Source organism: Pseudomonas sp. NPDC077451 (genome assembly GCF_044543345.1).
In the GTDB taxonomy this organism is placed as follows: Bacteria; Pseudomonadota; Gammaproteobacteria; order Pseudomonadales; family Pseudomonadaceae; genus Stutzerimonas.
In genome coordinates, this window is sequence record NZ_JBITVX010000008.1 from 137,241 (window position 1) to 163,169 (window position 25,929).

Here is a 25,929-nt window from a genome sequence, read left to right on the forward strand (position 1 = left end):
ATGCCGTTGGCCGGCGAAGGGTGACTGCAGCTGGATGGTCGCCGGGATTAGCGGCAATGCCTGGAGTGTTCCAAGGTGTCGGTCAGAGCGATCAGCAGTTGTGCCGCGCTGATGGGTTTGTGTAGCCAGGTGATGCTCGTGTCTTCAGCGTTCTGCTCGAAATGGCTGGCGGCAGATATCACGATGATCGGTAGATCTCGCGTGTCAGGGTTGCTGCGTACTTCGTCAATCAGCTCACGTCCGCTGCCGTCGGGCAGATGCAAATCGAGTGTCATCGCCTCGTAACGGGTACTGGCAAGCTTGCCTCGTGCCGCGTGCAGACTTTGAACGCGGTCAACCGCGTAACCGGCATCGCGTAGCATCAGCAACAGTAACCGGCCGGTGTCCGGCTCGTCTTCGATTACCAGCAGGCGAGGCTGGCCCTGGTCTGGTGCCACAGTGGCCGATTCGACTATGGGCAGCTCACACCAGAACGTTGTACCTTGGCCCTCGGCTGTATCAAAGCCGACACGACCGCCCATCCTCTCGATGAATTCCTTGGTGATGGCAAGCCCCAGGCCGGTGCCCCCTTTCTGGCGACTGTCAGACGCATCCGCTTGAGCAAATTTTTCGAATACACGGTTCTGGAAGCTTGGCGGGATGCCCGGCCCCTGATCGGTGACGCTGATGCGGACATGGCCGGCATTGGGCTGGCTGCAATGCAGCGTGACCTGACCACCTTCCGGCGTGTACTTGATGGCGTTCGATAGAAAGTTGCTCAACACCTGCTGCAGACGCAACCCGTCGACCCATACGTGCACATTGATCGGGTCGCGGAGTATGCAGCTCACCCCGAAATGCGAGGCGAAAGCCTGGTTGCTGGTCAGCGCCTCATCCAGCAGTTGGCGCAGCGAGTGCTCGCGCATATCGAAGGTCATCTTGCCTGCGGTGATTTTTTCCATGTCCAACAGGTCATTGATCAAGTAACCCAACCGCAAGCTGTTGCGGTGCGCGATTTCGAGCATCTGCTGGATGGCGGGAGGTGCCTCGCCCAGAGCGCCGCCGGTGATCAGCCCCAGGGCGCCGCTGATGGATGTCAGCGGGGTGCGCAGCTCATGGCTTACCGTCGAGACGAACTCGTCTTTCATCTGTTCGATGCGCTTGTGTTCGGTCAGGTCCATGCTGGTGCCGCTGATGCGCAGCGGCTGGCCGTTGCGGTCGCGCTGGATGTAGCCGCGGATCAGCACAGGCGTGATTTTGCCGCTTTTGTGCTGCAGGCGTAGCTCGGTGGTGAAGTGATCGACTGGGGAAAGCATGGTCCGGGCCAGCTGAGTCCGCGCTTGAGGCAGGTCCTCGGATACGACGAGTCGCTCCCAGAGCTTGAGATCCGAACTGAGCTCGCCGGGACGGTAGCCGAGCATGTGCCAGGCTCGCGGCGATGCATAGAAGGTCCCGGCATCCAGGTTCATGTCCCACAGCCCGTCATTGCTGCCTTTGAGCGCAAGGCTTAGGCGCTCTTCACTGAGCTGAAGGGCGCGTTTGTTTTCCCGGATGTCTTCGGTCATCTGCTGGGCCAGCGCCTCAGCACGGCGGCGTCTGAGCGATAACGAAAACGTCAGGAGAAACAATAGTGCGCTCAGGCCGGTACCAAGGCCCGCTATCAGCCCTTTGTTGGTGTGAAAGAACTGCTCGAAGGCCGGCCGACTCTCCAGGCGCAGCGTCCAAGTCTGGCCATATAGACCCAGCTGCAGCTCCTTGCTGTACTGGGCTTGCCCGGTCATAGGTGCATCTCGACTGGCAAAGATAAGCTGCTCGGTTTGCTCGGTATCGCCTGCGTAAATGCGCAAGCTGAGGTTCGGATTAGCTGCGCCGAGAATGCCTCGCATCAGGTCGTCGAGCCGATAAGGACTGTAGACGAAGCCCTTTAGCGCTTGCAGGCGTTGTGTCACGGCAGTTAACGGCTCCCCATCACTGTACAGCGGCACGTACATGAGGACGCCTGCTTGTACTTTGCCGTGGGTTTCCTGGCGTAAGGTCACTTTCCCGGTAATCTGGGTTTTCCCAGTCTCGGCAGCGCTGAGCATGGCCTGTCGGCGAACCGGCTCGGAGAACATGTCAAAGCCGAAAGCGGCCAGGTTGCGATCGCGGAAGGGCTCGAGGAAGACGATTGGCGTATAGAGCGAGCGGTCCGCCGCTTGCGGGTAAACATCGTAGTCGCTATATCCCTCAGCCCGAACGTTCTGCACATGCGCTTCGAGGTCCGACGGCAATAGGGCCTTGGCAAAACCGACACCTTGAATGCCTGGGTAGCGTTCGGCCAGTTGCAGCCGGTCGTTGTATTCACGCCACTGTTCTCGTGACACGTCACCAGCGGCATCGAACAGCCCGGCCGCTCCGAGCAGAATCTGCTCGTGGTCGGTCATGCGTTTTTGAATGGCTTCAATGGTCGTGTTCACCAGCAAGTCGAATTGCTTGAGCGCGGCCCGCTCTTCTTTCATCTGAAGATGATTGAGGAGCGCAAGCTGTACCAACAGCGCTAACGCCAGTACAAGCCAGGCGATGCTGTTACGCCAGTGAAAGAACTGCCGCACCTTGCCGAAAGGTGCACTGGTTTCGCTCATGCTGTCTGCCGTGCGTTAGTGACGAGTGGCGAGAATATCGGACGCCTGTCTGGCGACCGCTCTTACATGCGGGTCGTGGCCCGGCATTCGCCACATATTCATCGCAGCTTACTCGCTGAGATGGCGCACTGCCATAACGCCCCGACAGAGCGTACCGGCTAGTGATCTTGCGCGTGAGAGGGCGCTGAGGCGCTGGAGCCGACCCGTCGCCGTATCATTCCGGTTTGCCTTCAGCGTGCCTCGCTCGCCTGTAGTTTGTTCAGGTAACCGCTGCCGCCCAATTGCCTCACCTGCTTTCGAATCCAGGCGGCGCGACTGCGCACGTGCGGACCGGGTTGGCCCGCATCCCACTCCCGTGGGTTGGGCAGTACAGCGGCCAGCTGGCTAGCCTGATTGACAGATAGGTAGGGCGCGCCAATCCCGAAGTGATGTTGTGCAGCTGCTTCGGCACCGAATATCCCACTGCCCCATTCGACACTGTTCAGGTAGACCTCCAGAATCCGTTGTTTCGGCCAGAGCAGCTCGATCCAGCCGGTGAACCAGACTTCAAGGCCCTTGCGCAGCCAGCTACGCCCCGACCAGAGAAACAGGTTCTTCGCCACTTGTTGGCTCAGAGTGCTGGCGCCACGCAGCGAGCCGCCGCGTTCGTTATGTTCGAATGCGGCTCGAATTGCCGCAATATCGAAACCCCAATGATCGGCGAACTTCTGGTCTTCGGCTGCAATGACGGACATCTTCAAGTCGTCCGGCAGTTGTTTCCAAGGCCGCCAGCTACGTTGCAGGTCAATGCTTTCACCACCGGTCCAGGATTCGACCTTGCGTTCGGTCATCAGCGCAGTGACGGGTGGCGGCACCCAGCGCAGTACCAGCACCAGCAACACGGACAGTGCCGTCAGCCATAGCAGCAGTTTGGTCAGTCGGCGTAGCAGGGCTCGAAGCATGGGGCGTGGTCGCAACCGGGGAGAACGGGCATTATAACGGTGCATACAGTCCCTGACCGGAAGGCCCCCGAATGATTCGCCCGTTTCTTATGCTCGCCGGATTCTTCGGCTTGACCGGCGTCGCCCTCGGCGCGTTCGCAGCCCATGGTTTGAAGAGCCGCCTGGCTGCCGACTATCTCGCTGTGTTTCAGACCGGCGTGCACTATCAACTGATTCACGCGCTGGCATTATTCGGCATCGCCTTGCTGGCGTTGCATGCGCCGAGCCGTCTGCTGGTCGCAGCAGGCAGCTTGTTTACGCTGGGTGTCCTGCTGTTCTCCGGCAGTCTCTACCTGCTGACCCTGACCGGTGTCGGCAAGCTCGGCATCATCACTCCGATTGGCGGCACGGCGTTCCTGGCCGGCTGGATCTGTCTGATGCTGGCCGCCTGGAATCTGCGTGGCTGATTGACGGAGCGGTTCGGGTGGAGATGAATGGTGACAGCTGTTGCCTTGGTGGACCGAGTCGATCGGGCTAGAATGCTGGCCCTTTTGCAATGGTGGCGATCACTATGCATATCCAGTTGAACGGTGAGCGCTACGAGCTCCCGGACGGCCAGTCGGTGGCTGATCTGCTGCAGCGCTTGGAGCTGACCGGGCGCCGGCTAGCGGTCGAACTCAATCGCGACATTGTGCCACGCAGCCAGCATGCCGCGACGGTTCTGGTCGAAGGCGATCAGATCGAAATCGTGCATGCCATTGGCGGTGGCTGAGCCACTCGCCGCATCGATATTCCCGGTCGCCGCCCGTGCAGCGGCGTACTTCTCGCTTCATTAGGTCTGAACAGGATGGTCGCATGAGCCCAGTTCCGCACGACAAACCCTTCACGCTTGCCGGCCGCACCTATCAATCGCGTCTGCTGGTGGGCACCGGTAAATACAAGGATATCGAGGAAACCCGCGCGGCCATCGAGGCCTCTGGCGCGGAGATCGTCACCGTTGCAGTGCGCCGTACCAACATCGGCCAGAACCCGGGCGAGCCTAACCTGCTGGATGTGATCTCGCCGGACCGCTACACGATCCTGCCGAACACTGCGGGCTGCTTTGACGCCGATGAGGCCGTGCGCACCTGCCGCCTGGCCCGCGAGCTGCTCGATGGGCACAAACTGGTCAAGCTGGAGGTACTGGCCGACCAGAAAACCCTGTTTCCCAATGTCATCGAAACCCTCAAGGCCGCTGAAGTATTGGTCAAGGATGGCTTCGACGTGATGGTGTACACCAGCGACGATCCGATCATTGCCCGCCAGCTGGCCGACATGGGCTGCATTGCGGTGATGCCGTTGGCCGGCCTGATCGGCACGGGTTTGGGTATCTGCAACCCATACAACCTACGCATCATCCTCGAGGAGGCCAAGGTGCCGGTACTTGTGGACGCAGGCGTCGGCACGGCATCCGACGCAACCATCGCGATGGAGCTGGGCTGTGAGGCGGTGCTGATGAACAGCGCCATCGCTCATGCGCAGAACCCCGTGCTGATGGCTGAGGCCATGAAGTATGCGATCGACGCCGGCCGCTTAGCCTACCTGGCCGGCCGCATGCCGAAAAAACTCTATGCCAGCGCCTCCTCGCCTCTGGAAGGCCTGATCCGCTAATCCTTCTCCTCCCGTCGCAGGCCGCGTGCTCGATCGCGCGGCCGGTCCCTTTTATCTGTAGGTTCGTTCATGAGTGACACTCCAATCCCGGCCGAGGGCCAACGGCGCATGCGCACCATCAAAAGCTTTGTGATGCGTGCCGGTCGCATGACCGAAGGACAGCAGCGAGGTCTGGATCAGGGCTGGCCCCGGTTCGGCCTGGAACTGGCAGATGGGTTGCGCGATTTCGATCAGGTCTTTGCTCGGCAGGCACCACGCACGTTCGAGATCGGCTTTGGCATGGGCCACTCCACCCTGGAAATGGCCGCGGCGGCTCCCGAACAGGACTTCATAGCGGTCGAAGTGCACTCGCCGGGCGTCGGGGCCCTGTTAAACGGACTTCTGTCACAAAATCTGAATAACGTGCGGATCTACAGTTGCGATGCGCTCGAAGTGCTGCGTGAATGCGTCCCCGATGCGAGCCTGGACCGGGTCCTGCTGTTTTTCCCTGATCCCTGGCACAAGAGTCGTCATCACAAACGGCGCATCGTCCAACCGGCATTCGCCGAGTTGGTCCGGCAGAAGCTCAAGGTTGGCGGCGTGTTGCATATGGCGACCGACTGGGAGGCCTATGCCGAGCACATGGTCGAGGTTATGAACGTCGCACCTGGTTACCGTAACCAGGCCGTAAACGGGCAGTACGTTGATCGTCCGCAGGAGCGCCCGACCACCAAGTTCGAACGGCGCGGTGAGCGCCTCGGCCACGGCGTCTGGGACCTTAAGTTCGAACGCATCGACTGACTCGCTGAAAAGAAATACGTGCCACCGCTACATCCACCAAAGCCGCGACCAAGCGGCCCAGGGACGATCCAATAACGAAAAATGCCAGGACGGCACGATCCCAACGCATCAACGAGCGCTCTGCCTGCGGGCAAGAGCCGTCATCTGCCGCGCCAGCCGCGCTGCAAGGAGCAAACAGATGTACAGGAAATTTGGAATTCTGCTGCTGGCGGCCTGTGCCAGCCAGGCTCATGCCAAGGTCGACGAGATACAGGCCGTGCGCCTGGGTCAGGACCTGACCCCGCTGGGTGCCGAGCGCGCCGGTAACGCCGCCGGAACCATTCCCGCTTGGACCGGAGGTGTGCAACCACCTGCAGGCTACGAAGCCGGCATGCACCATCCGGACCCTTTCGCGGCCGACCCGATGCTCTACCGGGTGGACCAGAGCAATGTGGCCCAGTACGCCGCGTTGTTACCGGAGGGGCTGCGAGCGCTGGTCGAGCGGCATCCTGACTTTCATATGCGGGTATTTCCAACCCGTCGCAGCGCCAGCAACCCACAGCGCATCTATGACGCCACGCGGCTGAACGCGGTCAATGCCGAGCTGATCGCCAATGGCAACGGGATCAAGGGCGCCTCAGCGGGTATTCCATTTTCCATCCCGCAGGACGGGATGGAGGTGATCTGGAACCATGTTCTGCATTACAAGGGCGACCAGACTCACTTCGTGAACAATCAGGCCGTGGTGATCAACGGCAACCCGAGCTATATCAAACGGGATCGGCAGATCTATTACGTTTATAACCGTGAGGGCATGAGCCAGGCCGACCTGGACAACACCTCGCTGTACTACAAGTACCGTGTCACTGCGCCGGCCAAACTGTCAGGTACCGCCCTGGTGGTCCAGGATCCGCTCGACCAAGTGCTGGCGGTACGCAAGGCCTGGCGCTACAGCCCGGCTGATCGCCGCGTACGTCGTTTGCCGTCGCTCGCCTACGATTCGCTGCAGCCCGACACCAGCGGCCTGGCCACCGCGGACGTGGTGGACTCCTTCAATGGCGCACCGGATCGCTATGAGTGGCAGCTGGTCGCCAAGCGCGAAATGCTGGTGCCCTACAACAGCTACGCGGTGCATCAGAAGGGCATTCCCTACGATAAAATCGTCGGTCCGCGAACCTTGAATCCGGACCTGTTGCGTTATGAGTTGCATCGGGTCTGGGTCGTCGACGCCACACTGCGCAAGGGCTTCAGTCACCCCTACGACAAGCGCCGGTTCTATGTCGATGAGGACAGCTGGTCAATTTTGGCTGTGGACCTGTTTGATGAAAAGGGCGAGCTGATCGGGCTGCAGGAAAGCCATCCAATCAGCTATTACGACGTGCCGATGTTCAACAGCACCGTCGAAACGCTCTATCACCTGAAAGACGACAACTACTTTGTTGACGGTCTGGATAACAACGAGCCGATGTATGACTTCAGTGCCCGGCTCGGCCCGCGTGACTTCTCACCGGCAGCGCTGCGTCGCGGCAACTAAGCAGCACTGGCTGAGAGCAGCAAGGGCGCCCGCGGGCGCCCTTGTGGTTTTTGGCTATGACACGCCTTGTGCCGACAGGCTGACGCGGCTTCCGGCGCGGCCCTGCACGATCGCTTCGATGTCGGCTAGCGAGCCGATCACCGCAGCTTTTCCGGTGTTGCGGGCAAACTCACATGCTGCCTGAACCTTCGGCCCCATCGACCCTGCGGCAAAGCCCAACAGTTCCAGCTGGTCGGGATGGGCCTCGTTGATGCGGTGCTGCTGCGGCGTGCCCCAGTCCAGGTAGACCCCGTCGACATCCGTGGCGATCACCAGCAGATCGGCTTCGAGCTGCTCGGCCAGTAGCGCCGAGCAGAGGTCCTTGTCGATCACTGCCTCGACGCCCTCAAGCCGACCCCCCTGTTTGTAAACCGTGGGAATGCCGCCTCCGCCGGCGCAGATCACCACGCTGCCTTTTTCCAGCAGCCAGCGGATCGGCCGGATCTCGAAAATTCGTTTCGGTCGCGGACTTGGAACAACTCGGCGGAAACGTTCGCCATCGGCAGCGATATGCCAGCCTTTTTCCCGCGCCAGGCGGTCGGCGTCTTCGCGGCTGTAGACGGGGCCGATCGGTTTGCTCGGGTGCTTGAATGCTGGATCGGCAGCGTCTACCTCGACCTGAGTCAGCAAGGTCGCGAAGGGCACCTCGAACGGCAGCAGATTGCCCAGCTCTTGCTCGATGATGTAGCCGATCATGCCTTCGGTTTCGGCGCCGAGCACGTCCAGGGGGAAAGGGTTGCCCGCGTCATAGGCTGCACCCTGGAGTGCCAGCAGCCCAACTTGCGGGCCGTTGCCGTGGGCGATCACCAACTCGTTTCCCGGCGCCACCTTGGCTATCTGTTCGCAAGCGATACGGACGTTGTCGCGCTGGTTCTCCGCGGTCATGGGCTCACCGCGGCGCAGGAGGGCGTTGCCGCCCAGAGCAATGACTAGTCGCATGGTGTGTTCTTCCTCATACGGGTTAGGCGGCTCTGAACCGCCTCGCCCTTGGCCCCTCTTCGGTCGAAGAGGGGCGGTGCAGGTTCAGACGTCGGCCAGAGTCGAAACCAGGATTGCCTTGATGGTGTGCATGCGGTTTTCCGCTTGCTCGAAGGCAATGTTGTAGGGCGACTCGAACACGTCCTCGGTGACCTCGATGCCGTTGGCCAGGTGCGGGTACTTGGCCGCAATCTCCTTGCCCACCTTGGTCTCGCTGTTATGGAACGCAGGCAGACAGTGCATGAACTTGCTGCGCGGGTTACCGGTGGCCTGCATCAGCGCGGTGTTCACCTGATAGGGGAGCAGCTGCTCGATGCGTTCGGCCCAGGCCTCGACCGGCTCACCCATGGACACCCACACATCGGTGTGCACGAAGTCGACGCCTTCTACGGCTGCGATCGGGTCCTCGGTAAGCGTCAGTCGCGCGCCACTCTGTGCGGCAAAATCCTGACAGGCCTTGATGTGCGCTTCGCTTGGCCAGAGTGCGCGGGGTGCAGCGATGCGTACGTCCATGCCCAGCTTGGCACCGATCAACAGCAGGGAATTACCCATGTTGTTGCGCGCATCGCCGAGGTAGGCATAGCTGATCTGATGCAGCGCCTTGTCGCTGTGCTCGCGCATGGTCATCACGTCGGCGATCATTTGGGTGGGGTGATATTCATCCGTCAGGCCGTTGTAAACCGGCACACCGGCATAGCGGGCCAGCTCTTCGACGATCTCCTGCTTGAAGCCGCGGTACTCGATCGCGTCATACATGCGCCCCAGCACGCGCGCGGTGTCCTTCATGCTTTCCTTGTGGCCGATCTGCGAGGAGTTGGGGTCGATGTAGGTGACGTTCGCTCCCTGGTCGTAGGCCGCCACCTCGAAGGCGCAACGGGTGCGGGTAGAGGTTTTTTCAAAGATCAGCGCGATGTTCTTGCCTTTCAGATGCTGGCGCTCGGTACCTGTGTATTTGGCGCGTTTCAGATCACGGGACAGGTCGAGCAGGTGGCGCAGCTCGCGTTCGCTGTGGTGCATCAGGCTGAGCAGGCTACGGTTGTGGATATTGAAGGGCATGGTGGAATTCCTCGTGTTTCGGGGGCTTGCCGGGCCCAGGCCCGGCGCCGTGATCAATAGTCGATGGCGTCGCGAACGATCGGGCAGGTCATGCAGTGGCCACCGCCGCGGCCTCGGCCCAGCTCGCTGGCGCTGATGGTGATGACTTCGACACCGGCTTTGCGCAGCATGGTATTGGTGAAGGTGTTGCGGTCGTAGCCGATGACTACGCCGGGCTCCAGCGCGACGACGTTGTTGCCGTCGTCCCATTGCTCGCGCTCGACTTCATAGCTGTCGCCGCCCGTTTCGACTACGCGTAGAGCGGGTAACCCGAGGGCCTCGGCCACCACCTGAAGAAAGCTCGAACTTTCGCGGCGCACATCAATGCCGCCGGTCTTGCTTTCGTCCGGGCGCAGGCTGAAGGCGACGATGCCTTGCACTACGTCGGGATAGACGGTGACCAGATCCCGGTCGCAGAAGCTGAACACCGTGTCCAGATGCATTGCCGAGCGCGAGCGAGGCAGGCCGGCGACGATCACTCGTTCGGCTGCACCCTCGCGAAACAGTGATTGGGCCAATTGGCCAATCGCCTGGCGGGAGCTGCGCTCACCCATCCCGATCAGGACCACGCCATTGCCGATGGGCATCACGTCGCCGCCCTCCAATGTGGCCAGGCCGTGATCAAGTTCCGGGCCGCCATACCAGACCTTGAAGTCCTGGTCGGCAAATTGTGGGTGGAAGCGATAGATCGCCGCGGTGAGCAGGGTTTCCTGACGCCGTGCTGTCCAGTGCATGGGGTTGAGCGATACGCCCCCGTAGATCCAGCAACTGGTGTCGCGGGTGAATATCGTGTTGGGCAGCGGCGGCAGGATAAAGCTCGAATGGCCGAGATAGTCGCGGAACATGCTGACGATTTCGCCGCTTTCCGTGCCCGGCAGGTCGCTGCCCGAGACGCCGCCGATAAGGTACTCAGCGAGGAGCCGGGGCTGTTGCTCCTCAAGCCAGCTGCGTACTTCATTCTGCAGGCCAATGCCGACCTGGTTGGCGGTGATCTTGCGGTCGAGGATCCATTTCAGCGCCTCAGGATTGCTTACCGTCTCGGTCAGCAAGTTATGCATTTCGAGGACTTCAACGCCTCGCTCACGCATCTTGGTGACGAAATCGAAGTGATCGCGCTTGGCCTGATTCACCCACATCACATCATCGAACAGCAATTCGTCGCAGTTGGTTGGGGTCAGTCGCTGGTGGGCCAGGCCTGGTGAGCAGACCAGTACCTTGCGCAGTTTTCCGGCTTCGGAATGAACACCCAGTTTCTGGGGTTGCGGGGTCATAGCAGTTCTCCTTGCAGGTCTTCGCACCGGTAGGTGCTCAGTGGTTCGCCATCGCTCGTGGCAATGGTCGAGGAGTAGGCGCAGTTGGCGCCTAAAGGATTAAAGCGAAAGGAAACCGTCGTACAAACCGTAGGCCGCGATGCCCGCGCCTATCACGACCGCGGCGAATATCAGCTTCTCGACCGTGGTGAACACCGGCTCGCCGCGTTCATGCTTGGCTTTGGCGAACAGCAGCGCGCCTGGCGCGTAAAGCAGCGCAGAAAGCAGCAGGTATTGCACGCCACCGGCGTAAACGAGCCAGAGTGCATACAGCGTGGCAATGGCGGCCACCAGCAGATCCTTCCGCCGCTCACCAGGCGCATTCTCGTAGCCTTCCCCCCGAATGCTGATCAGCAGCGCGTAGGCCGCGGACCAGAAATAGGGCACAAGGATCATTGAAGTGGCGAGGTAGAGCAGGCTCAGATAGGTCGAAGCGCTGAACAGGGTGATGATCAGAAAGAATTGAATCAGCCCGTTGGACAGCCAGAGCGCGTTGACGGGAACGTGATTCGCATTTTCCTTGCGCAGGAAGCTCGGCATGGTGTGGTCGCGTGCCCCGGCAAAGAGGATCTCCGCGCATAGCAGGGTCCAGGAGAGCAGGGCACCGGCCAGTGACACCACCAGCCCGACACTGATCAGCACTGCGCCCCAGCGTCCAACTACGTGCTCCAGTACCCCGGCCATTGAAGGGTTTTTCAAGCCCGCAAGCTCGGCCTGGCTCATGATTCCCATGGACAGGACGTTGACCAGCACGAGTAGCGCGAGCACGCCAATGAAGCCGATCACGGTTGCCTTGCCGACATCGCTGCGTCGCTCGGCACGTGCAGAGTAGACGCTGGCGCCCTCGATGCCGATGAAGACCCATACGGTCACCAGCATCATGTTGCGCACCTGCTGCATGACGCTGCCCAGCTCCAGATTGCCGCGGCCCCAGAAATCCGCCGTGAATACCTCCAGGCGAAAGGCGATGGCGGCAATGACGATGAACATGATCAGCGGCACGATCTTGGCGATAGTGCTGACCAGATTGATGAACGCGGCCTGCTGAATGCCACGTAGAACCAACAGGTGCACACCCCAAAGCACCAGTGATGCGCCGATCACAGCCGGCAAGGTGTTGCCCTCCCCAAAGATCGGGAAGAAATAGCCTAAGGTGCTGAACAGCAGGACGAAATAGCTGACGTTGCCGATCCAGGCACTGATCCAGTAGCCCCAGGCCGACGAGAAACCCATATAGTCGCCAAAGCCCGCCTTGGCGTAGGCATAAACGCCTGCATCAAGGTCTGGCTTGCGGTTGGCAAGAGTCTGGAAGACGAAGGCGAGGGTGAGCATGCCGATGGCTGTGATGCCCCAGCCGATGAGGATCGCGCCAGCGCTGGCGCTCGCGGCCATGTTCTGCGGCAGCGAAAAGATTCCGCCGCCAATCATCGAGCCCACCACCAATGCGATCAGCGCACTGAGTTTCAATTGTTTCGAGGCCGTGACCATACCTGTCTCCTTCAAGGAACGTGCTTAGTCGAGGCCATTGAATGCCTATCTGCACGACATGGTCATGACAGTGGTCAACAAAGCGCTGAGGTGGGGGTGCAAGGATGCGCTCGGCGGTGAAGGTTGTGCATAACGCACGGAAGATGCCGAGCTAGAGCTGTTGCGAGTCAAGAATCGAATGAAGGGGGATGTCGTGTTCAGACCAGGTCATGTGGAAGTCAGCCGATTGCCATCGGACGGCTTTCCCGGGTATCACTTGATACTCGAATACCACGTCGAAGGGCCACAGCAAAAGCCAGAATGGGCCTCGTTCCACCTGCATGGGAAGGTCGATCAGACACCGATTGACGAACGGTTTGAGATGCACCGCGACGTGGCTTTCAATTTCCTGCAGCGCATCCGTCAATGCCTGCGCAAGCGCGGTTTGCACTTGCACACGGATGTGCTGTTCGCCTTTCACGCGGATTACGATCCAATGTTCGAGGATCTGCGCGACCAGCTGCACGGAATGCCCGGCGAGCCTGTGGACCTCGACCGTTTTTTGCGGGAAGACTAGTTCAGTTTCGGTCAGCGACCACGCCGATGATGAACAGCACGAGCAGAAGTACCGGCGCCAGGGTGTAGTTGTTGAACTGCGCCAACCCCTTGGCCAGCCAGGGGCTGAGATAGATGATGCCAAGGCCGTAGACCAGTGCACAGAAGACCACGAACGCCAGGGTGCGAAGGACGAAATTGAGCCCGCCGATGTTCTTCTGCACCCAGGCGTTCAATGCCGGGCCGAACAGGACAAACAGGGTCGCCATGATCGCCAGGGAAATATCGAACAGGTGGTGGCGGCTCCAGCGCGACAGGGTGGCGATGAGGTCGAGTACGAGATCCATGCAGGGTCCTTAAGGCAGGAAGAGTTGCAGCAGGTCATTGAGAAAAAGCTGGCCTTTGGGGGTCGCAACCAGCCGCTGCGGGTCGGGTTCAAGCAAGCCGCGTGCTTCCGCGTCTCGTCGTCCCTCGGCCAGCAAGTCCAACGATAGACCGGTGCGCTGAGTGAACAACAATGATGGGACACCGTCGGTGAGGCGCAGCACGTTCATCAGGAATTCGAAGGGCAATTCGTCCCGCGCGAGTTGCTTGTTGCCCGCGCGGAAGCGTTTCGCCGGATCGAGATAGTCTTTCGGCAGGCGGGTCTTCCAGTGCCGGCGGATCTGGCCATTCGGTGCGGTCCACTTGCCATGGGCACCCGCGCCCAGCCCAAGGAAGTCGCCAAAGGTCCAGTAATTGAGGTTGTGCCGCGCCTGCCTGCCGGGTTGAGCATAAGCCGAGGTTTCGTACTGACCATAGCCGTGTGCGGCGAGCAGCGCCTGTCCGGCTTCCTGAATGTCCCACAGGGTCTCGTCTTCCGGCAGCTGGGGTGGTTTGCTCCAGAACTCGGTGTTCGGCTCGACCGTGAGCTGATACCAAGATAGGTGCGTCGGTTGCTGGTCAATGGCGATGCGCAGATCACTCAGCGCGTCTTCCAGGCTCTGCTCAGGCAGACCATGCATCAGGTCGAGGTTGAAATTATCGAAGCCCGCCGCGCGCGCCATATCGGCGGCCCGGATCGCTTCGTCACCATCGTGAATGCGGCCAAGAGCCTTCAGCTTGGCGGGCTGGAAGCTTTGCACGCCAATCGACAAGCGGTTGATGCCGAGGCTGCGGTAGTCGCGGAATTTCGCCTGTTCGAACGTGCCAGGGTTGGCTTCCAGGGTGATTTCGATGTCATCGGCGAACCCGACGCGCTGCCGCATGCCTTCGAGGATTCGTTCCAACGCACTGGCGGAGAACAGGCTCGGCGTGCCGCCGCCGAAGAAGATGGAGGTCAGCCTGCGGCTCTGTATCTGCTCCCGATCGGCATCCAGATCCGCCAGCAGCGCTTGCACATAAGCGTCTTCGGGTAGCGAGGCGCCGGCAGCATGGGAGTTGAAGTCGCAGTACGGGCATTTGCGCACACACCAAGGGATATGAACGTAGGCCGCCAGTGGCGGCAGTTCCAGGCGCGATACCGCAGGCGGCTCGGGAGCGCCGCCGTTGGAAGCAGCGGTCATGCGATCCCCAGGCGCTGCTTGAGCAAGGCCATGGCGCGGGCGCGGTGGCTGAGCTGGTTCTTGTCCTTTGGCGCCAGCTCAGCGCTGGAGCAGTCACGTTCCGGCACCCAGAACAGAGGGTCGTAGCCGAAGCCATGCTCCCCCTGAGCACTGTGCAGAATGCGGCCCTGCCACAGTCCTTCGCAGAGGATTGGCAGCGGATCGTCGGCATGCCGCAGTAATGCCAGGGCGCAGACGAACTGAGCGCCGCGCTCGGCGTCCGGCACGTCCTTCAGGGCGTCGAGCAGTTTGGCATTGTTCGCCGCGTCGCCCTGGCCGCCTGCGTAGCGCGCCGAGTAGATGCCCGGCGCACCACCCAGGTGATCAACCGCCAGCCCCGAGTCGTCGGCCAGCGCAGGCAAGCCGGATATACGCGCAGCATTGCGTGCCTTGAGGATGGCGTTCTCGACAAAGGAAAGCCCGGTTTCCTCCGGTTCGATGTCGCTGAACTCGCCAATCGAACGTACGCGTACGGCGTCGCCAAGCATGGCCTGCAGTTCCTTTAGCTTGCCGGCGTTGTGGCTGGCCAGCACCAGTTCTTTGAAGAGCATCATTCGTCCGGGAAGAATTCTTGGCTGAAGTCGAAATTGATCGCCGGGGCGCCGGCAGGCTGCACATTCAGGTTGAAGCGCAGGGTTTCTCGCGAGCCGAAGGGGAACTGTGCCAAGTAGTAGATGGCCTGGTCGCCTTCTTTTAGTTGCTTGAAGTCCAGCGGGTAATCCTGACCGAGCAGGTTCTTCACCGTGCCACTGACCTGAGCTGCAGTCGGTTTGCCGGACTTGAGCACCGATAGGTTGACCACGCCTTGAGTCTTGCTGCGCACGAGGCCAGCTGCGGCGGCGATGTCAGGCTGCAGGAAGCCGGAATTGAACGCAATGTAGTGCACGTCGTATTCGCCGACACTATGTTTGCGCTCAGCCACGGCGGGTAGCGCAAAGAGCAGGGCGAGCAGGCATATCAAACGAGATCTCATGGATTACCTCCAGCAATGAGCGGTCAGCGGACGGCTCCGGTGACACGATAGATACCAATTTCACCAATCAGATTAGGCCACAAGCGGCTCGTCACACCGTGCTTGTGATGGCGGTCCACGGCTAGGCGCTCGAGCACCCGGGCGCCAAGTTCGTGGGACAACCGCTCGAAATCCTCGAATGTGCAGAAGTGAATGTTCGGCGTGTTGTACCAGGTGTAAGGCAAGAAATCCGACACCGGCATGCGGCCTTTGCTGGCCAGGTACCAGCGGCAGCGCCAATGACCGAAATTGGGAAAAGTGATGATGCACTCGCGTCCGACTCGCAGCATCTCCTTGAGCAGCTTGTCCGGGTAGTGGACCGCTTGCAGTGCCTGGGTCATGACCACCATGTCGAAACTGTCACTGGCGAAGTTGCCGAGGCCCTTGTCGAGGTCCTGCTCGATGACGTTGACGCCTTTTTCGACGCAGGCGGCAATGTTGTCTGGATCGATTTCCAGACCATAGCCGCTCACCTGCTTGTTGTCCCGCAGCCATGCCAGCAAGTCACCATTACCGCAGCCCAGGTCGAGCACGCGGCTTCCCGCCGGTATCCAGTTTTGGATGATTTCCAGGTCGGCGCGCATATAGGTTCCTTATACGGCGATGCGGTTCATGTAACCGCGAAAGGCCTGTAGATATCGAGGGATCGGAATCAGGAAGGCGTCGTGGCCTTGAGGGGCGTCGATCTCCAGATAACAAACGTTCTTGCGCGCCGCCATCAGCGCGTCGACGATTTCGTGCGAGCGCTCCGGTGAGAAGCGCCAGTCGGTTGTGAACGATATTACGCAGAAGTCCGCTTTCACCGTGGACAGGGCCTTGGCCAGATCATCGTCGTGCGTCGCCGCCGGGTCGAAATAATCCAGCGCCTTGGTCATCAGCAGATAGGTATTGGCATCGAAGCGGCCGGAGAACTCTTCGCCCTGGTAGCGAAGATAGCTTTCGACTTGAAATTCGACGCTGTTGAAATCGTAATTCAGCTTTTCGCTCTTGAGTCCACGGCCGAACTTGGTGCCCATGGCGTCGTTGGACAGGTAGGTGATGTGCCCGACCATCCGCGCCAGCATCAGGCCCCGCTTGGGGATTACACCCTTCTCTTGAAAATGCCCGCCGTGAAACTCCGGGTCCGACAAGATGGCCTGGCGCGCCACCTCGTTGAACGCAATGTTTTGGGCTGACAGCTTGGGTGCCGAGGCGATCGCCACACAATGGCGGACGCGCTCCGGGTAGCTCATGGTCCATTGCATAGCCTGCATGCCACCGAGGCTGCCGCCCACCACTGCGGCCCACTGCTCGATGCCCAGCATGTCGGCCAGGCGTGCCTGGCTGTTGACCCAGTCTTCCACGGTGACGACCGGGAAATCCGCGCCATAAGGCTTGCCCGTTACTGGATTGGTGCTGCTGGGGCCGGTCGAGCCATTGCAGCCGCCGAGATTGTTCAGGCTGACCACAAAGAAGCGGTTCGTATCGATGGCTTTGCCCGGGCCGATGCAGCTATCCCACCAGCCGGGCTTGCGGTCTTCGGCGTCATGGAAGCCGGCCGCATGATGATGGCCTGAAAGTGCGTGGCAGATGAGCACGGCATTGCTGCACGAGGCGTTGAGCTCGCCGTAGGTTTCGTAGATCAGCTGGTAAGCGTTCAGCGTGCGGCCGCAGGCGAGTGCCAGCGGCTCGGCGAAATGCGCGACCTTCGGACTCACCAGACCAACGGAATCGGCTGGAATAGCTGTGGGCATCGACCCTGGCTCGTACTGGAAGAAGGCGGCAAAGTCTAAAGGTTAGCGCGCCTCAATTCATCCTCAATCGCAACTTCGGTGTCAGCCGATGCTGGCCCTGGTGAGACTGACGACTTTGCCCTGGCGGCGGATCGGTGCGGGTTTTCGCAGCAGTCGCAGCATTTCGCAGGCCTGGGCCAGTTGTTGCTCCAGCTCAAGGCTGTAACGCGTCAGCAGGCGGCCGCGCTGGCTGCTTTGCTGACTGTCCTGCGCCAAGCTCTTGAGGCGCAGCATATGCGCTTCCAGCTGCTGCTTGTGTTCCAGCGAATGCTGCATCAGCGGAAGCAGCGCTTCGTTGGCCCAATGCTCGGCTTCCTGGCGCAGCCGTTGATGCATGATGACCACCTCTTGTACAAGGGTGGCGAAGAAACGTCGGGTCAAGGTGCGCTGCTCGGTGAGCAGAGTCTTGAGCTGCAGGCGAAATTGGTCGGCCTTGCTTTGCAGGCTTTTAAGTTCGTTCTGGTATCGCGCCAGACGGAACAGCGGGGCGTCTACCCCGTGCAGCGGGTTTTCGTCGTTATGGCGCCGGTAGATGGCCGAGACCATCTTGTTTGCCAATGCCGCCTCGTGCTCAAGCGCACCGAGATCCTGCTCTACGGAGCGGAAGAAATGCACGATGCTCAGGTTGATGCCCAGTGTGGTCAGGCTACCTGTGAGGCTGCGACGCAGTCGGGCAAGGTGCTCCTCGAGACGTTCTGGGCGCACCGTCGAACGCAGAAGCTCGCCCTGGCGTTGCAGTAGACGCTGGTTGGTTTTCAGCTGCAGCAGGCGCTTGTGGTGCTGGTTATGGTCATGGCGGGTACGGGCCGTCAGCTCGAGGAGCATCTGGCCGCTGTCCTGGCGATGGCTATCGAGCAGTTGGCATTGCTCGCGAACCTTGGCCAGCCGCTGGGTCAGGATGTGCTGGCTGTTTTGCAGCAAGGCGAGTACCTGGCGCACCACCTGTTGTTCCAGCAGATGCTCCTTCTGAGCAAGGATGCGCTCGCTGAGCAGATGTTCCAGTGCAACCAGTTGACTGCGCTCAAGCAGGCTTTGATCGCCGCGAATCTTGGCCAGTAGGGCCTGCTTGGCTGAGAGAGGAAGCACATCCTCCACGGCGATGCCCAACTGTTGCGCCGTAGCGGCCTGCATCCGTTGAATCGCCTCACTGACAAAGGTCTCACCGGAGACGTCGTCCCACAGAACATCGATCTTGTTCAACACGGCAAACAGACGGTTTCGTCCACCGTCGTTGAGTTGGCGAATGTGCTGTTCCCAGATGCCCATGTCGCTTGCCGTCACCCCGGCATCGGCTGACAGCAAAAAAATCACCGCCTGGGCGTTAGGCAGCATCGACAGGGTGAGCTCTGGCTCGCTGCCGAGGGCATTGAGGCCAGGTGTGTCTAGAATGCGCAAGCCTTGGCGCAGCAGCGGATGATCGAAGTTGACCATGGCGTGTCGCCAGGCCGGCACCATCACTTCCCCGTCGGCATCGGACGCCTCCAGCGCGTCGGGATGGAAGCCCAGCTGAATGGCTTGCTCCACGGGCAGCGACCGGGTAGAGGCAACCTGGCCGAACGCTTCGACCATGGCGTCAGGGTTAGCGGGACCCAGTGCAATGTTGGTCCAAAGGTGCGGGGTGCGTTTGAGCTGCGCGATGCTGGTGTCTTCCAGGCGGGACTCGATCGGCAGCAGGCGAATGTAGGAACGTTCCGCACGTGGATCGAAGAACAGCTCAGTCGGGCACATGGTGGTGCGGCCGGCACGCGATGGCAGGATGCGCTGGCCATAGCCAGCGAAAAACAAGCTGTTGATCAGCTCCGTCTTGCCGCGGGAAAACTCGCCGACAAACGCAAGGGTGATGTGGTCAGTGCGCAACAGTTTGAGTGCACGGTCCAGTCTGGCTTCAACCACATCGGAGTTCAGTCGGTTGTGCGCCAGCCAGCTGCGATAACGCGTGATTTCGCGGATCAGGTCGCGTTTCCAGGAGACATAGGCATCCACCTGCCGGTCGAGTCGTTCCATGAGCATGGTGCTTCCTGATGGCGTAGGGGGCGATTATCCCTGCCGCCGGGTACGGGTCAATCGAGCCTTTTGTGATCCACCGCCCAAAAGGCTAAACGAGGCTATGGGCGGTTTCGGTTTTAGATGAGCGAACGCAGGATGTTGGGCATGTGCGTCATCATCGCCAGGTTGTTGATGACCAGCATGTCGATCAGTTTGATTGCCAGAAACGCAAAAATCGGCGAGATATCCAACCCACCCAGGTTCGGCAGCAGGCGGCGGAACGGTGCCAGTGCCGGTTCGCAAATCTGGCTGATCAATTGGGCGCCGGGGTTGTGGCTGCCAGGTGCGACCCAGGACAGGATCACGCTGATGATCAGCGCATAGAAAAAGATGTTGATGAACAGCCCGGTCACGCCAATGATCGCCCAGACCAGCAGCTGCAGCGGATTGCCGATGGTGCCGAACGCGATCATCAGGATAGCTGCCATTAGCAGGACCTGGACGATGATCGCCAATACCAACGACGACAGGTCGAGCCCGCCGATGCTGGGGATTACGCGACGCAATGGTTTGAGTAGCGGATGAGTGGCGCGGACGATGAACTGGCTCAGTGGGTTGTAAAAGTCTGCCCGGACCAGCTGCAGGATGAAGCGCAGCAAGACGATCAGCAGGTACAGGCTGCCTAGCGTTTGAACGATCAGGATCAGGGCTTGCGAGAGTTGCGACATGAAGGCTCCTTAGTTGCCCAATTGTTCAGCGAGTTCGGCCGAGCGTCGTGCGGCTGCAGCCATCGCTTGCTCGACCAGGCTTTCGAAACCGCCCGCCTGGAAGGCTTTGATCGCCGCTTCGGTGGTTCCGTTCGGCGAGGTGACGCGGCGTCGCAGTTCAGCGGCGCCGACATCGCTTTCGCAGGCCATTCGCGCGGCGCCCAAAGCGGTGTGCATGGTCAGTTGTGCCGCGGTGTCACCTGGCAAACCCATTCGCTCACCCGCCGCGGTCATGGCTTCGATCATCAGGAAGAAATACGCCGGGCCACTGCCCGACACAGCGGTCACCGCATCAATCAGCGATTCCTTGTCCAGCCAGAGCGCCAGCCCAACCGCTGAAAGCAGTTGTTCGGCCTGCTGTTTTTGCGTGTCGGTCACTTGATCGTTGGCGAACAGCCCGCTCACACCCTGGCGCAGCAAGGATGGGGTATTAGGCATGCAGCGCACGATCGCGCGCGGGGTTTGTTCACCTAACCACGCCTGCAGACTGGCGCAATCGATACCCGCTGCGATCGAGACAACCAACTGATTCGCTTGCAGGCTTGCGGCCAGATCACGGCAGACTGCTTGCATCACCTGCGGCTTAACTGCCAATACGACTACGTCTGCGCCTGCGATGGCCTGGGCGTTGTCGGCAAAAGCGTCGATGCCATGGGCTGCTTCGAGTTCGCTACGTTTATCCGCGCCGGGATCACTGGCACAAATCGAGGAGGCGGCAACGCCCTGGGCGCGTAAACCGCCGATTAGGCTTGCGGCCATGTTGCCGCCGCCGATGAAGGCGATACGGGGAGTGCTCAAAGTACGGTTCCTTTATTCATGCGTTGGGGCGTCTGCGGCTGCTTTCGAAGGATAAGCGCGGGCACCGAACAGTGCAGTGCCGATCCGAACCCAGGTTGCCCCTTCGGCGATGGCAGCTTCGAGGTCCTGGCTCATGCCCATGGAAAGAGTGTCCAGGTTCAACCGAAGTTCGGTTTGCAGCTGGCGCAGGCGGGCGAAGGCAGCGCGCTGCTCGGCTGGGTCATCGGTCGGTTCGGGTATCGCCATCAGGCCGCGTAGACGCAGACGGGGCAATGCGGAGATGGCCTGAGCCAGTTCGTGAACATCTTGCGGCTCGCAGCCGGACTTGCTGGCCTCACCGCTGACGTTGACCTGCAGGCAGAGGTTCAACGGAGCCAGGTGCTCGGGACGCTGATCCGAAAGACGTTGAGCGATTTTCAACCGGTCCACCGAGTGCACCCAGTCGAAATGCTCGGCGATCAGCTTGGTCTTGTTCGACTGGATGGGGCCAATGAAATGCCAGACCAATGGAAGGTCGGCGAGTTTGGCCTGTTTCTCCAGCGCTTCCTGTAGATAGTTTTCACCGAAATCGCGCAGGCCTGCTTCGCTGGCCTCACGGATGGCCTCGGCCGGTTGGGTCTTGCTCACCGCAAGTAGGAGCACTCCGTCGGGATCACGCCCTGCAGCTTGCGCCGCCTCACGGATGCGCGTTCCGACCTTTGCAATATTCGTCGCTATCGTGGACATTACCTGCGCCTGCCACCTTAGGGTCTGCGCGGCATTCTACCTGCTTGCTTGTAATTGGGGAGTCCCATGGATATCACAGAGCTGCTGGCCTTCAGTGCCAAGCAGGGTGCGTCGGATTTGCACCTGTCTTCCGGCTTGCCGCCGATGATCCGCGTTGATGGCGACGTGCGCCGGATCAACCTCCCAGCGATGGACCACAAGCAGGTACACGCGCTGATCTACGACATCATGAATGACAAGCAGCGCAAGGATTTCGAAGAGTTCCTCGAGACTGACTTCTCGTTCGAAGTACCGGGCGTGGCGCGTTTCCGGGTCAACGCCTTCAACCAGAACCGCGGCGCTGGTGCAGTATTCCGGACCATTCCGTCCAAGGTGCTGACCATGGAAGACCTTGGAATGGGTGAGGTCTTCCGCAAGATCACCGACGTACCTCGCGGGCTGGTGCTGGTGACCGGGCCGACCGGTTCGGGCAAGTCGACCACCCTGGCGGCGATGCTGGACTACCTGAACAGCACTAAGTACCACCACATCCTCACCATCGAGGACCCGATCGAATTCGTTCATGAATCGAAGAAGTGCCTGGTCAACCAGCGTGAAGTGCATCGAGACACGCTCGGCTTCTCCGAAGCACTGCGTTCGGCGCTGCGTGAAGACCCGGACATCATTCTCGTCGGCGAAATGCGCGACTTGGAGACCATCCGCCTGGCGCTGACTGCCGCGGAAACCGGCCACCTGGTGTTTGGCACCTTGCACACCACCTCGGCGGCCAAGACCATCGACCGGGTCGTAGACGTGTTCCCGGCTGAAGAGAAGTCCATGGTCCGCTCGATGCTGTCCGAATCTCTGCAGGCTGTGATTTCCCAGACCCTGTTGAAAAAGGTCGGTGGCGGTCGGGTGGCGGCGCACGAGATCATGATTGGCACCCCTGCGATCCGTAACCTGATCCGCGAGGACAAGGTGGCGCAGATGTATTCCTCGATCCAGACCGGCGGTTCGCTGGGCATGCAAACGCTCGATTCCTGCCTCAAAGGGCTGCTCGCCAAGGGGCTGGTCTCGCGTGACAGTGCCAAAGAAAAAGCCAAACAGCCGGAAAACTTCTAAACCTACCGGGGCCTGGCGCTAAGCCTGGTTCTTCGCTTTGCTATAGCGCGGCTACGCCGGACTACGAGAACGACGATGGAATTCGAGAAACTGTTGCGCCTGATGGTGGAAAAAGGCGGTTCCGACCTGTTCATTACCGCTGGCGTGCCGCCGTCGATGAAGGTCAACGGCAAGATCCTGCCAGTCAACAAGACACCGATGTCACCGGAAATGACCCGCGAAACGGTTCACGCGGTGATGAACGAGCAGCAGCGTCGCGAGTTCACGGAAAACCACGAATGCAACTTCGCCATCAGCGCGCGCGGCATTGGTCGTTTTCGGGTCAGCGCCTTCTATCAGCGCAACCTCGCGGGCATGGTATTGCGCCGTATCGAGACCAACATACCAACGCTGGAAGACCTGAAACTCCCCGAAGTGCTGAAAAAGCTGGCAATGACCAAGCGGGGGTTGGTGCTGTTCGTCGGTGCGACCGGTACCGGCAAATCGACCTCGTTGGCTGCGATGATCGGCTACCGCAACAAGAACTCCAGCGGCCATATCATCTCGATCGAAGATCCGATTGAGTTCATTCACCAGCATCAGAGCTGCATCGTCACCCAGCGTGAAGTCGGGATCGATACGGACTCCTTCGATGTAGCGCTGAAAAACACCCTGCGCCAGGCGCCGGATGTGATCCTCATCGGTGAAGTGCGGACGCGGGAAACCATGGACTACGCCGTTGCATTCGCCGAAACCGGCCACCTATGCCTGGCGACCCTTCACGCCAACAACGCTAACCAGGCGCTGGACCGAATCATCAACTTCTTCCCGGCTGATCGGCACCAGCAGGTCTGGATGGATCTGTCGCTGAACCTCAAAGCCATCGTCGCTCAGCAGCTGATCCCGACGCCCGACGGCAAAGGCCGCCGCGCGGTGATCGAAGTGCTGATCAATACCCCCCTTGCAGCTGATCTGATCCGTAAAGGAGAGGTTCACGAGCTCAAATCGCTGATGAAGCGCTCCACCGACCTTGGCATGCAGACCTTCGACCAGGCGCTGTACAGCCTCTACGTGCAAGGCGAAATCACTTATGAAGACGCCCTGGCGCATGCCGACTCCTCCAACGATCTGCGGTTGATGATCAAGCTGGGTTCGGAAACCGACGGTGAACATCTCACCAGCGTATCTCAGGGGTTGACGCTGGAAGTCAGTGACGACGATACGGGTCGCAGCTTCCGCTGATCATGCCTGTCCGGTCCGTTCGATGCGCTTGCCCGGACGGGTGGCGACACGCTCTGCCTGGCCGTCACGTTGCGCTCCAGCCCGGGCATGGCTCATCAGTTGCGGGATCAGCGGCCCTTCCGGCAGGTTTTTCCAGAAGCGCACCGGCAGATTGTTCTGCAGCACGTCGCGGTTGAGCCGCGCCGGGTTGAACGTGCTTTCGTAATAAGTCTTCCACAACTCAGCGCCAGACTCCTGGGCGGTCTGTGCCAACCGGCGCCAGATGGCCGGACAGGGATTGGCGTAGTGCATGACGTCCCCGTCCCACAACACTGCATCATCCGGTGTCGCGATCAACCAAGAGTGCAGGCCCATCCGCTCGGCGAAATGCGGCGCGGCGCCGGTTAGGATGTCGTGCGCGGGCTCGAACCAGGCCGCATAGTCGGGGCCGCTCGGGCACGTAATCGGGCTGAACCGGAGAAAGGCGTGCAGATGGTGCATTTCGCGGCGGATTGTCTTGATTCGCGCGTGCAGTTCGCTGCCGTCAGCATCGCCAACCAGCCTGGCCGTCTGGTCGCCCTTCGCGACCCGCCAAAGGATGCGATACAGCAGGCTCCAGCGGTCAGCTGTTCGAAAGCGCGCCGCAGTTTCCAGTTCGGCGAGCAACTGCCGAGGGATGCGTACCGGCGAGCTGGGCTCGATCGGCTCCGGTGCAACGTGGCCGCCGAACAAGCCACCCGCCTCGTCGCCAGCAAGCCATTCCACGTGATGTGGGGCGATTCCGCGGTGGAGCAAATCGCGAGCCGCCTGGCGCCAGCCATCGAAACGACCGTCGAAACGAACCTGAAGCATTACCAGAGCCCCATCTGCACCGGGCCTTCGCTGAGCTGCTGGCGCAAGGCGGACGATTCTCGGTAGGCCAGGCTGGGGCGGTAATCCTGAGTGATGATGAAGGGCTTGGCTTTTTCCAGCGAGCAGCGAAGGCGGGTTAGATCTTCAAAGCGGATTCGCTTCTGTCGGCGCAGGGCGACCAGCCGTTTGGCGCTGAGAATGCCGATGCCGGGGATGCGCGCAATCAATGCAGGTTCGGCGCTATTCAGATCAACCGGGAAATGCTCGCGATTGGACAGTGCCCATGCCAGCTTCGGATCGATGTCCAGCGGCAAGTTGCCCGGGCCCGTCAACAATTCGCCCGCCTTGAAGCCATAGCTGCGCATCAGGAAGTCGGCCTGGTATAGGCGATGCTCGCGCAGCAGCGGCGGTGCTTCGAAGGGTACTGTCTTCGGACTGTGCGGAATGGGGCTGAATGCCGAGTAATAGACGCGGCGCAGTCTGAAGTCGCCATACAGTGATTGGGCGGTATGCAGAATGGTGCTGTCATCGGTGGCGTCCGCCCCGACGATCATCTGCGTACTCTGACCTGCCGGTGCGAAGCGTGGCGCTCGCTGTTCCGCTTTCGCTTCGGTCTCGCCCTCATGAATGGCGTGCATCGCTTGCTTGATGGTCGCTACCTGTTTTTCCGGCGCCAGGCGAATCAGGCTGGCCTCGGTCGGAAGTTCGATGTTGACGCTGAGGCGGTCGGCGTAACGCCCCGCCTCTGCAATGAGTTGCGGGTCGGCATCTGGGATCGTCTTCAGATGAATGTAACCGCGAAACTCGTGCTCTTCGCGTAGCAGCTTGGCCACGCGATTAAGCTGCTCCATGGTGTAGTCAGCCGAGCGGATAATTCCCGAGCTGAGAAACAGGCCGCTGATGCAGTTGCGGCGATAGAAGTCCAGTGTCAGCGTCACCACTTCTTCTGGGGTGAAGCGTGCGCGCGGAACATCGCTGGAACGCCGGTTGACACAATACTGGCAGTCGTACAGGCAAAAGTTGGTCAACAGGATTTTCAGCAGCGCCACACAGCGACCATCCGGGGTAAAGCTGTGACAGATGCCCATGCCATCCGTGGCGCCGAGCCCACTGCGTCCCTTCGAACTGCGTTTGGGCGCACCGCTGCTGGCACAAGACACGTCGTATTTTGCGGCGTCGGCCAGGACGCTGAGCTTCTCGATCAACTGCATAACAATCACCATGA

The 25,929-nt window shown here is 60.5% G+C and carries 26 protein-coding genes; 8 read left to right on the forward strand and 18 right to left on the reverse strand.

Annotation, left to right across the window (positions count from 1 at the left end):
• Window positions 1-47 precede the first annotated feature (47 nt).
• Window positions 48-2,600 carry a hybrid sensor histidine kinase/response regulator gene (locus tag ACIGHL_RS14480; protein ID WP_128120408.1) on the reverse strand — a complete coding sequence of 851 codons (2,553 nt, stop codon included), beginning with the start codon at window positions 2,598-2,600 and terminating at the stop codon, window positions 48-50.
• Between the two features lie 230 nt (window positions 2,601-2,830).
• On the reverse strand, window positions 2,831-3,541 hold the full coding sequence (mtgA, locus tag ACIGHL_RS14485) for a monofunctional biosynthetic peptidoglycan transglycosylase (RefSeq protein WP_128120407.1): 711 nt from the start codon (window positions 3,539-3,541) through the stop codon (window positions 2,831-2,833).
• A 71-nt stretch (window positions 3,542-3,612) separates the two neighbouring features.
• On the opposite strand from mtgA, the gene ACIGHL_RS14490 reads away from it, so the two are divergent.
• The 5 genes from ACIGHL_RS14490 to ACIGHL_RS14510 all read left to right on the forward strand — a co-directional run bounded on the left by ACIGHL_RS14490 (window position 3,613) and on the right by ACIGHL_RS14510 (window position 7,463).
• Window positions 3,613-3,987 carry a DUF423 domain-containing protein gene (locus ACIGHL_RS14490; RefSeq protein WP_045423664.1) on the forward strand — a complete coding sequence of 125 codons (375 nt, stop codon included), beginning with the start codon at window positions 3,613-3,615 and terminating at the stop codon, window positions 3,985-3,987.
• A gap of 104 nt (window positions 3,988-4,091) precedes the next feature.
• On the forward strand, window positions 4,092-4,292 hold the full coding sequence (gene thiS, locus ACIGHL_RS14495; protein WP_046161832.1) for a sulfur carrier protein ThiS: 201 nt from the start codon (window positions 4,092-4,094) through the stop codon (window positions 4,290-4,292).
• Between the two features lie 83 nt (window positions 4,293-4,375).
• Entirely contained in the window at window positions 4,376-5,170 is a 795-nt protein-coding gene (locus tag ACIGHL_RS14500) for a thiazole synthase (protein WP_128120406.1), read from the forward strand.
• 108 nt (window positions 5,171-5,278) lie between these two features.
• Entirely contained in the window at window positions 5,279-5,950 is a 672-nt protein-coding gene (gene trmB, locus ACIGHL_RS14505) for a tRNA (guanosine(46)-N7)-methyltransferase TrmB (RefSeq protein WP_216707250.1), read from the forward strand.
• Window positions 5,951-6,128: 178 nt separating this feature from the next.
• Window positions 6,129-7,463: a DUF1329 domain-containing protein gene (locus ACIGHL_RS14510; protein ID WP_128120404.1), complete on the forward strand. Its 1,335-nt coding sequence runs from the start codon at window positions 6,129-6,131 to the stop codon at window positions 7,461-7,463.
• A gap of 54 nt (window positions 7,464-7,517) precedes the next feature.
• On the opposite strand, the gene arcC is transcribed toward ACIGHL_RS14510, so the two are convergent.
• The 4 genes from arcC to arcD all read right to left on the reverse strand — a co-directional run bounded on the left by arcC (window position 7,518) and on the right by arcD (window position 12,373).
• Entirely contained in the window at window positions 7,518-8,441 is a 924-nt protein-coding gene (gene arcC / locus ACIGHL_RS14515; RefSeq protein ID WP_128120403.1) for a carbamate kinase, read from the reverse strand.
• 84 nt (window positions 8,442-8,525) lie between these two features.
• Complete coding sequence (locus tag ACIGHL_RS14520) at window positions 8,526-9,536, reverse strand: ornithine carbamoyltransferase (protein WP_128120402.1); 1,011 nt, start codon at window positions 9,534-9,536, stop codon at window positions 8,526-8,528.
• A 53-nt stretch (window positions 9,537-9,589) separates the two neighbouring features.
• Window positions 9,590-10,846, reverse strand: a complete 1,257-nt coding sequence (gene arcA, locus ACIGHL_RS14525) for an arginine deiminase (protein WP_128120401.1) — start codon at window positions 10,844-10,846, stop codon at window positions 9,590-9,592.
• A gap of 99 nt (window positions 10,847-10,945) precedes the next feature.
• Entirely contained in the window at window positions 10,946-12,373 is a 1,428-nt protein-coding gene (arcD, locus tag ACIGHL_RS14530; RefSeq protein WP_128120400.1) for an arginine-ornithine antiporter, read from the reverse strand.
• Between the two features lie 193 nt (window positions 12,374-12,566).
• Between arcD and ACIGHL_RS14535 the strand changes: the two genes are divergently transcribed.
• Window positions 12,567-12,929 (forward strand): DUF5064 family protein, encoded by a 363-nt coding sequence (locus ACIGHL_RS14535; protein ID WP_241509136.1) that lies wholly within the window; start codon window positions 12,567-12,569, stop codon window positions 12,927-12,929.
• 1 nt (window position 12,930) lies between these two features.
• Here the strand turns inward: ACIGHL_RS14535 and ACIGHL_RS14540 are convergent, their stop codons facing one another.
• From ACIGHL_RS14540 to ACIGHL_RS14585, 10 genes are all read right to left on the reverse strand, one after another.
• Window positions 12,931-13,254, reverse strand: a complete 324-nt coding sequence (locus ACIGHL_RS14540; RefSeq protein WP_046161601.1) for a DUF3392 domain-containing protein — start codon at window positions 13,252-13,254, stop codon at window positions 12,931-12,933.
• 9 nt (window positions 13,255-13,263) lie between these two features.
• Window positions 13,264-14,451: a radical SAM family heme chaperone HemW gene (gene hemW, locus ACIGHL_RS14545; protein ID WP_181689997.1), complete on the reverse strand. Its 1,188-nt coding sequence runs from the start codon at window positions 14,449-14,451 to the stop codon at window positions 13,264-13,266.
• The gene (gene rdgB, locus ACIGHL_RS14550; protein ID WP_046161602.1) at window positions 14,448-15,044 is read right to left on the reverse strand and encodes an RdgB/HAM1 family non-canonical purine NTP pyrophosphatase; all 597 of its coding nucleotides are present in this window, start codon (window positions 15,042-15,044) and stop codon (window positions 14,448-14,450) included. Before rdgB ends, hemW begins: the two co-directional genes overlap by 4 nt.
• Complete coding sequence (locus ACIGHL_RS14555) at window positions 15,041-15,463, reverse strand: DUF4426 domain-containing protein (RefSeq protein ID WP_128120399.1); 423 nt, start codon at window positions 15,461-15,463, stop codon at window positions 15,041-15,043. The genes rdgB and ACIGHL_RS14555 overlap by 4 nt, the downstream gene beginning before the upstream one ends.
• Before the next feature lie 23 nt (window positions 15,464-15,486).
• A complete protein-coding gene (gene metW, locus ACIGHL_RS14560; RefSeq protein ID WP_128120398.1) occupies window positions 15,487-16,086 on the reverse strand; it encodes a methionine biosynthesis protein MetW in 600 nt (199 codons plus the stop codon).
• Window positions 16,087-16,095: 9 nt separating this feature from the next.
• Window positions 16,096-17,235 carry a homoserine O-succinyltransferase MetX gene (gene metX / locus ACIGHL_RS14565; RefSeq protein ID WP_128120397.1) on the reverse strand — a complete coding sequence of 380 codons (1,140 nt, stop codon included), beginning with the start codon at window positions 17,233-17,235 and terminating at the stop codon, window positions 16,096-16,098.
• 81 nt (window positions 17,236-17,316) lie between these two features.
• Complete coding sequence (locus ACIGHL_RS14570; protein WP_128120396.1) at window positions 17,317-19,284, reverse strand: dynamin family protein; 1,968 nt, start codon at window positions 19,282-19,284, stop codon at window positions 17,317-17,319.
• 113 nt (window positions 19,285-19,397) lie between these two features.
• Window positions 19,398-19,988: a YggT family protein gene (locus tag ACIGHL_RS14575; protein WP_045423695.1), complete on the reverse strand. Its 591-nt coding sequence runs from the start codon at window positions 19,986-19,988 to the stop codon at window positions 19,398-19,400.
• 9 nt (window positions 19,989-19,997) lie between these two features.
• Entirely contained in the window at window positions 19,998-20,825 is an 828-nt protein-coding gene (gene proC / locus ACIGHL_RS14580; RefSeq protein ID WP_128120395.1) for a pyrroline-5-carboxylate reductase, read from the reverse strand.
• Between the two features lie 12 nt (window positions 20,826-20,837).
• Window positions 20,838-21,551: a YggS family pyridoxal phosphate-dependent enzyme gene (locus ACIGHL_RS14585; RefSeq protein WP_128120394.1), complete on the reverse strand. Its 714-nt coding sequence runs from the start codon at window positions 21,549-21,551 to the stop codon at window positions 20,838-20,840.
• A gap of 66 nt (window positions 21,552-21,617) precedes the next feature.
• Here ACIGHL_RS14585 and ACIGHL_RS14590 point away from each other — a divergent pair, with 66 nt between their 5' ends.
• Both ACIGHL_RS14590 and ACIGHL_RS14595 read left to right on the forward strand, forming a co-directional pair.
• Complete coding sequence (locus ACIGHL_RS14590; protein ID WP_045423701.1) at window positions 21,618-22,652, forward strand: type IV pilus twitching motility protein PilT; 1,035 nt, start codon at window positions 21,618-21,620, stop codon at window positions 22,650-22,652.
• A 75-nt stretch (window positions 22,653-22,727) separates the two neighbouring features.
• The gene (locus ACIGHL_RS14595; RefSeq protein WP_046161609.1) at window positions 22,728-23,873 is read left to right on the forward strand and encodes a PilT/PilU family type 4a pilus ATPase; all 1,146 of its coding nucleotides are present in this window, start codon (window positions 22,728-22,730) and stop codon (window positions 23,871-23,873) included.
• Here ACIGHL_RS14595 and ACIGHL_RS14600 read toward each other — a convergent pair whose 3' ends face one another.
• Together ACIGHL_RS14600 and ACIGHL_RS14605 are read right to left on the reverse strand one after the other, a co-directional pair.
• On the reverse strand, window positions 23,874-24,704 hold the full coding sequence (locus ACIGHL_RS14600) for a TIGR03915 family putative DNA repair protein (protein WP_128120393.1): 831 nt from the start codon (window positions 24,702-24,704) through the stop codon (window positions 23,874-23,876).
• Entirely contained in the window at window positions 24,704-25,915 is a 1,212-nt protein-coding gene (locus ACIGHL_RS14605) for a putative DNA modification/repair radical SAM protein (protein ID WP_128120392.1), read from the reverse strand. Before ACIGHL_RS14605 ends, ACIGHL_RS14600 begins: the two co-directional genes overlap by 1 nt.
• Window positions 25,916-25,929: the final 14 nt, after the last annotated feature.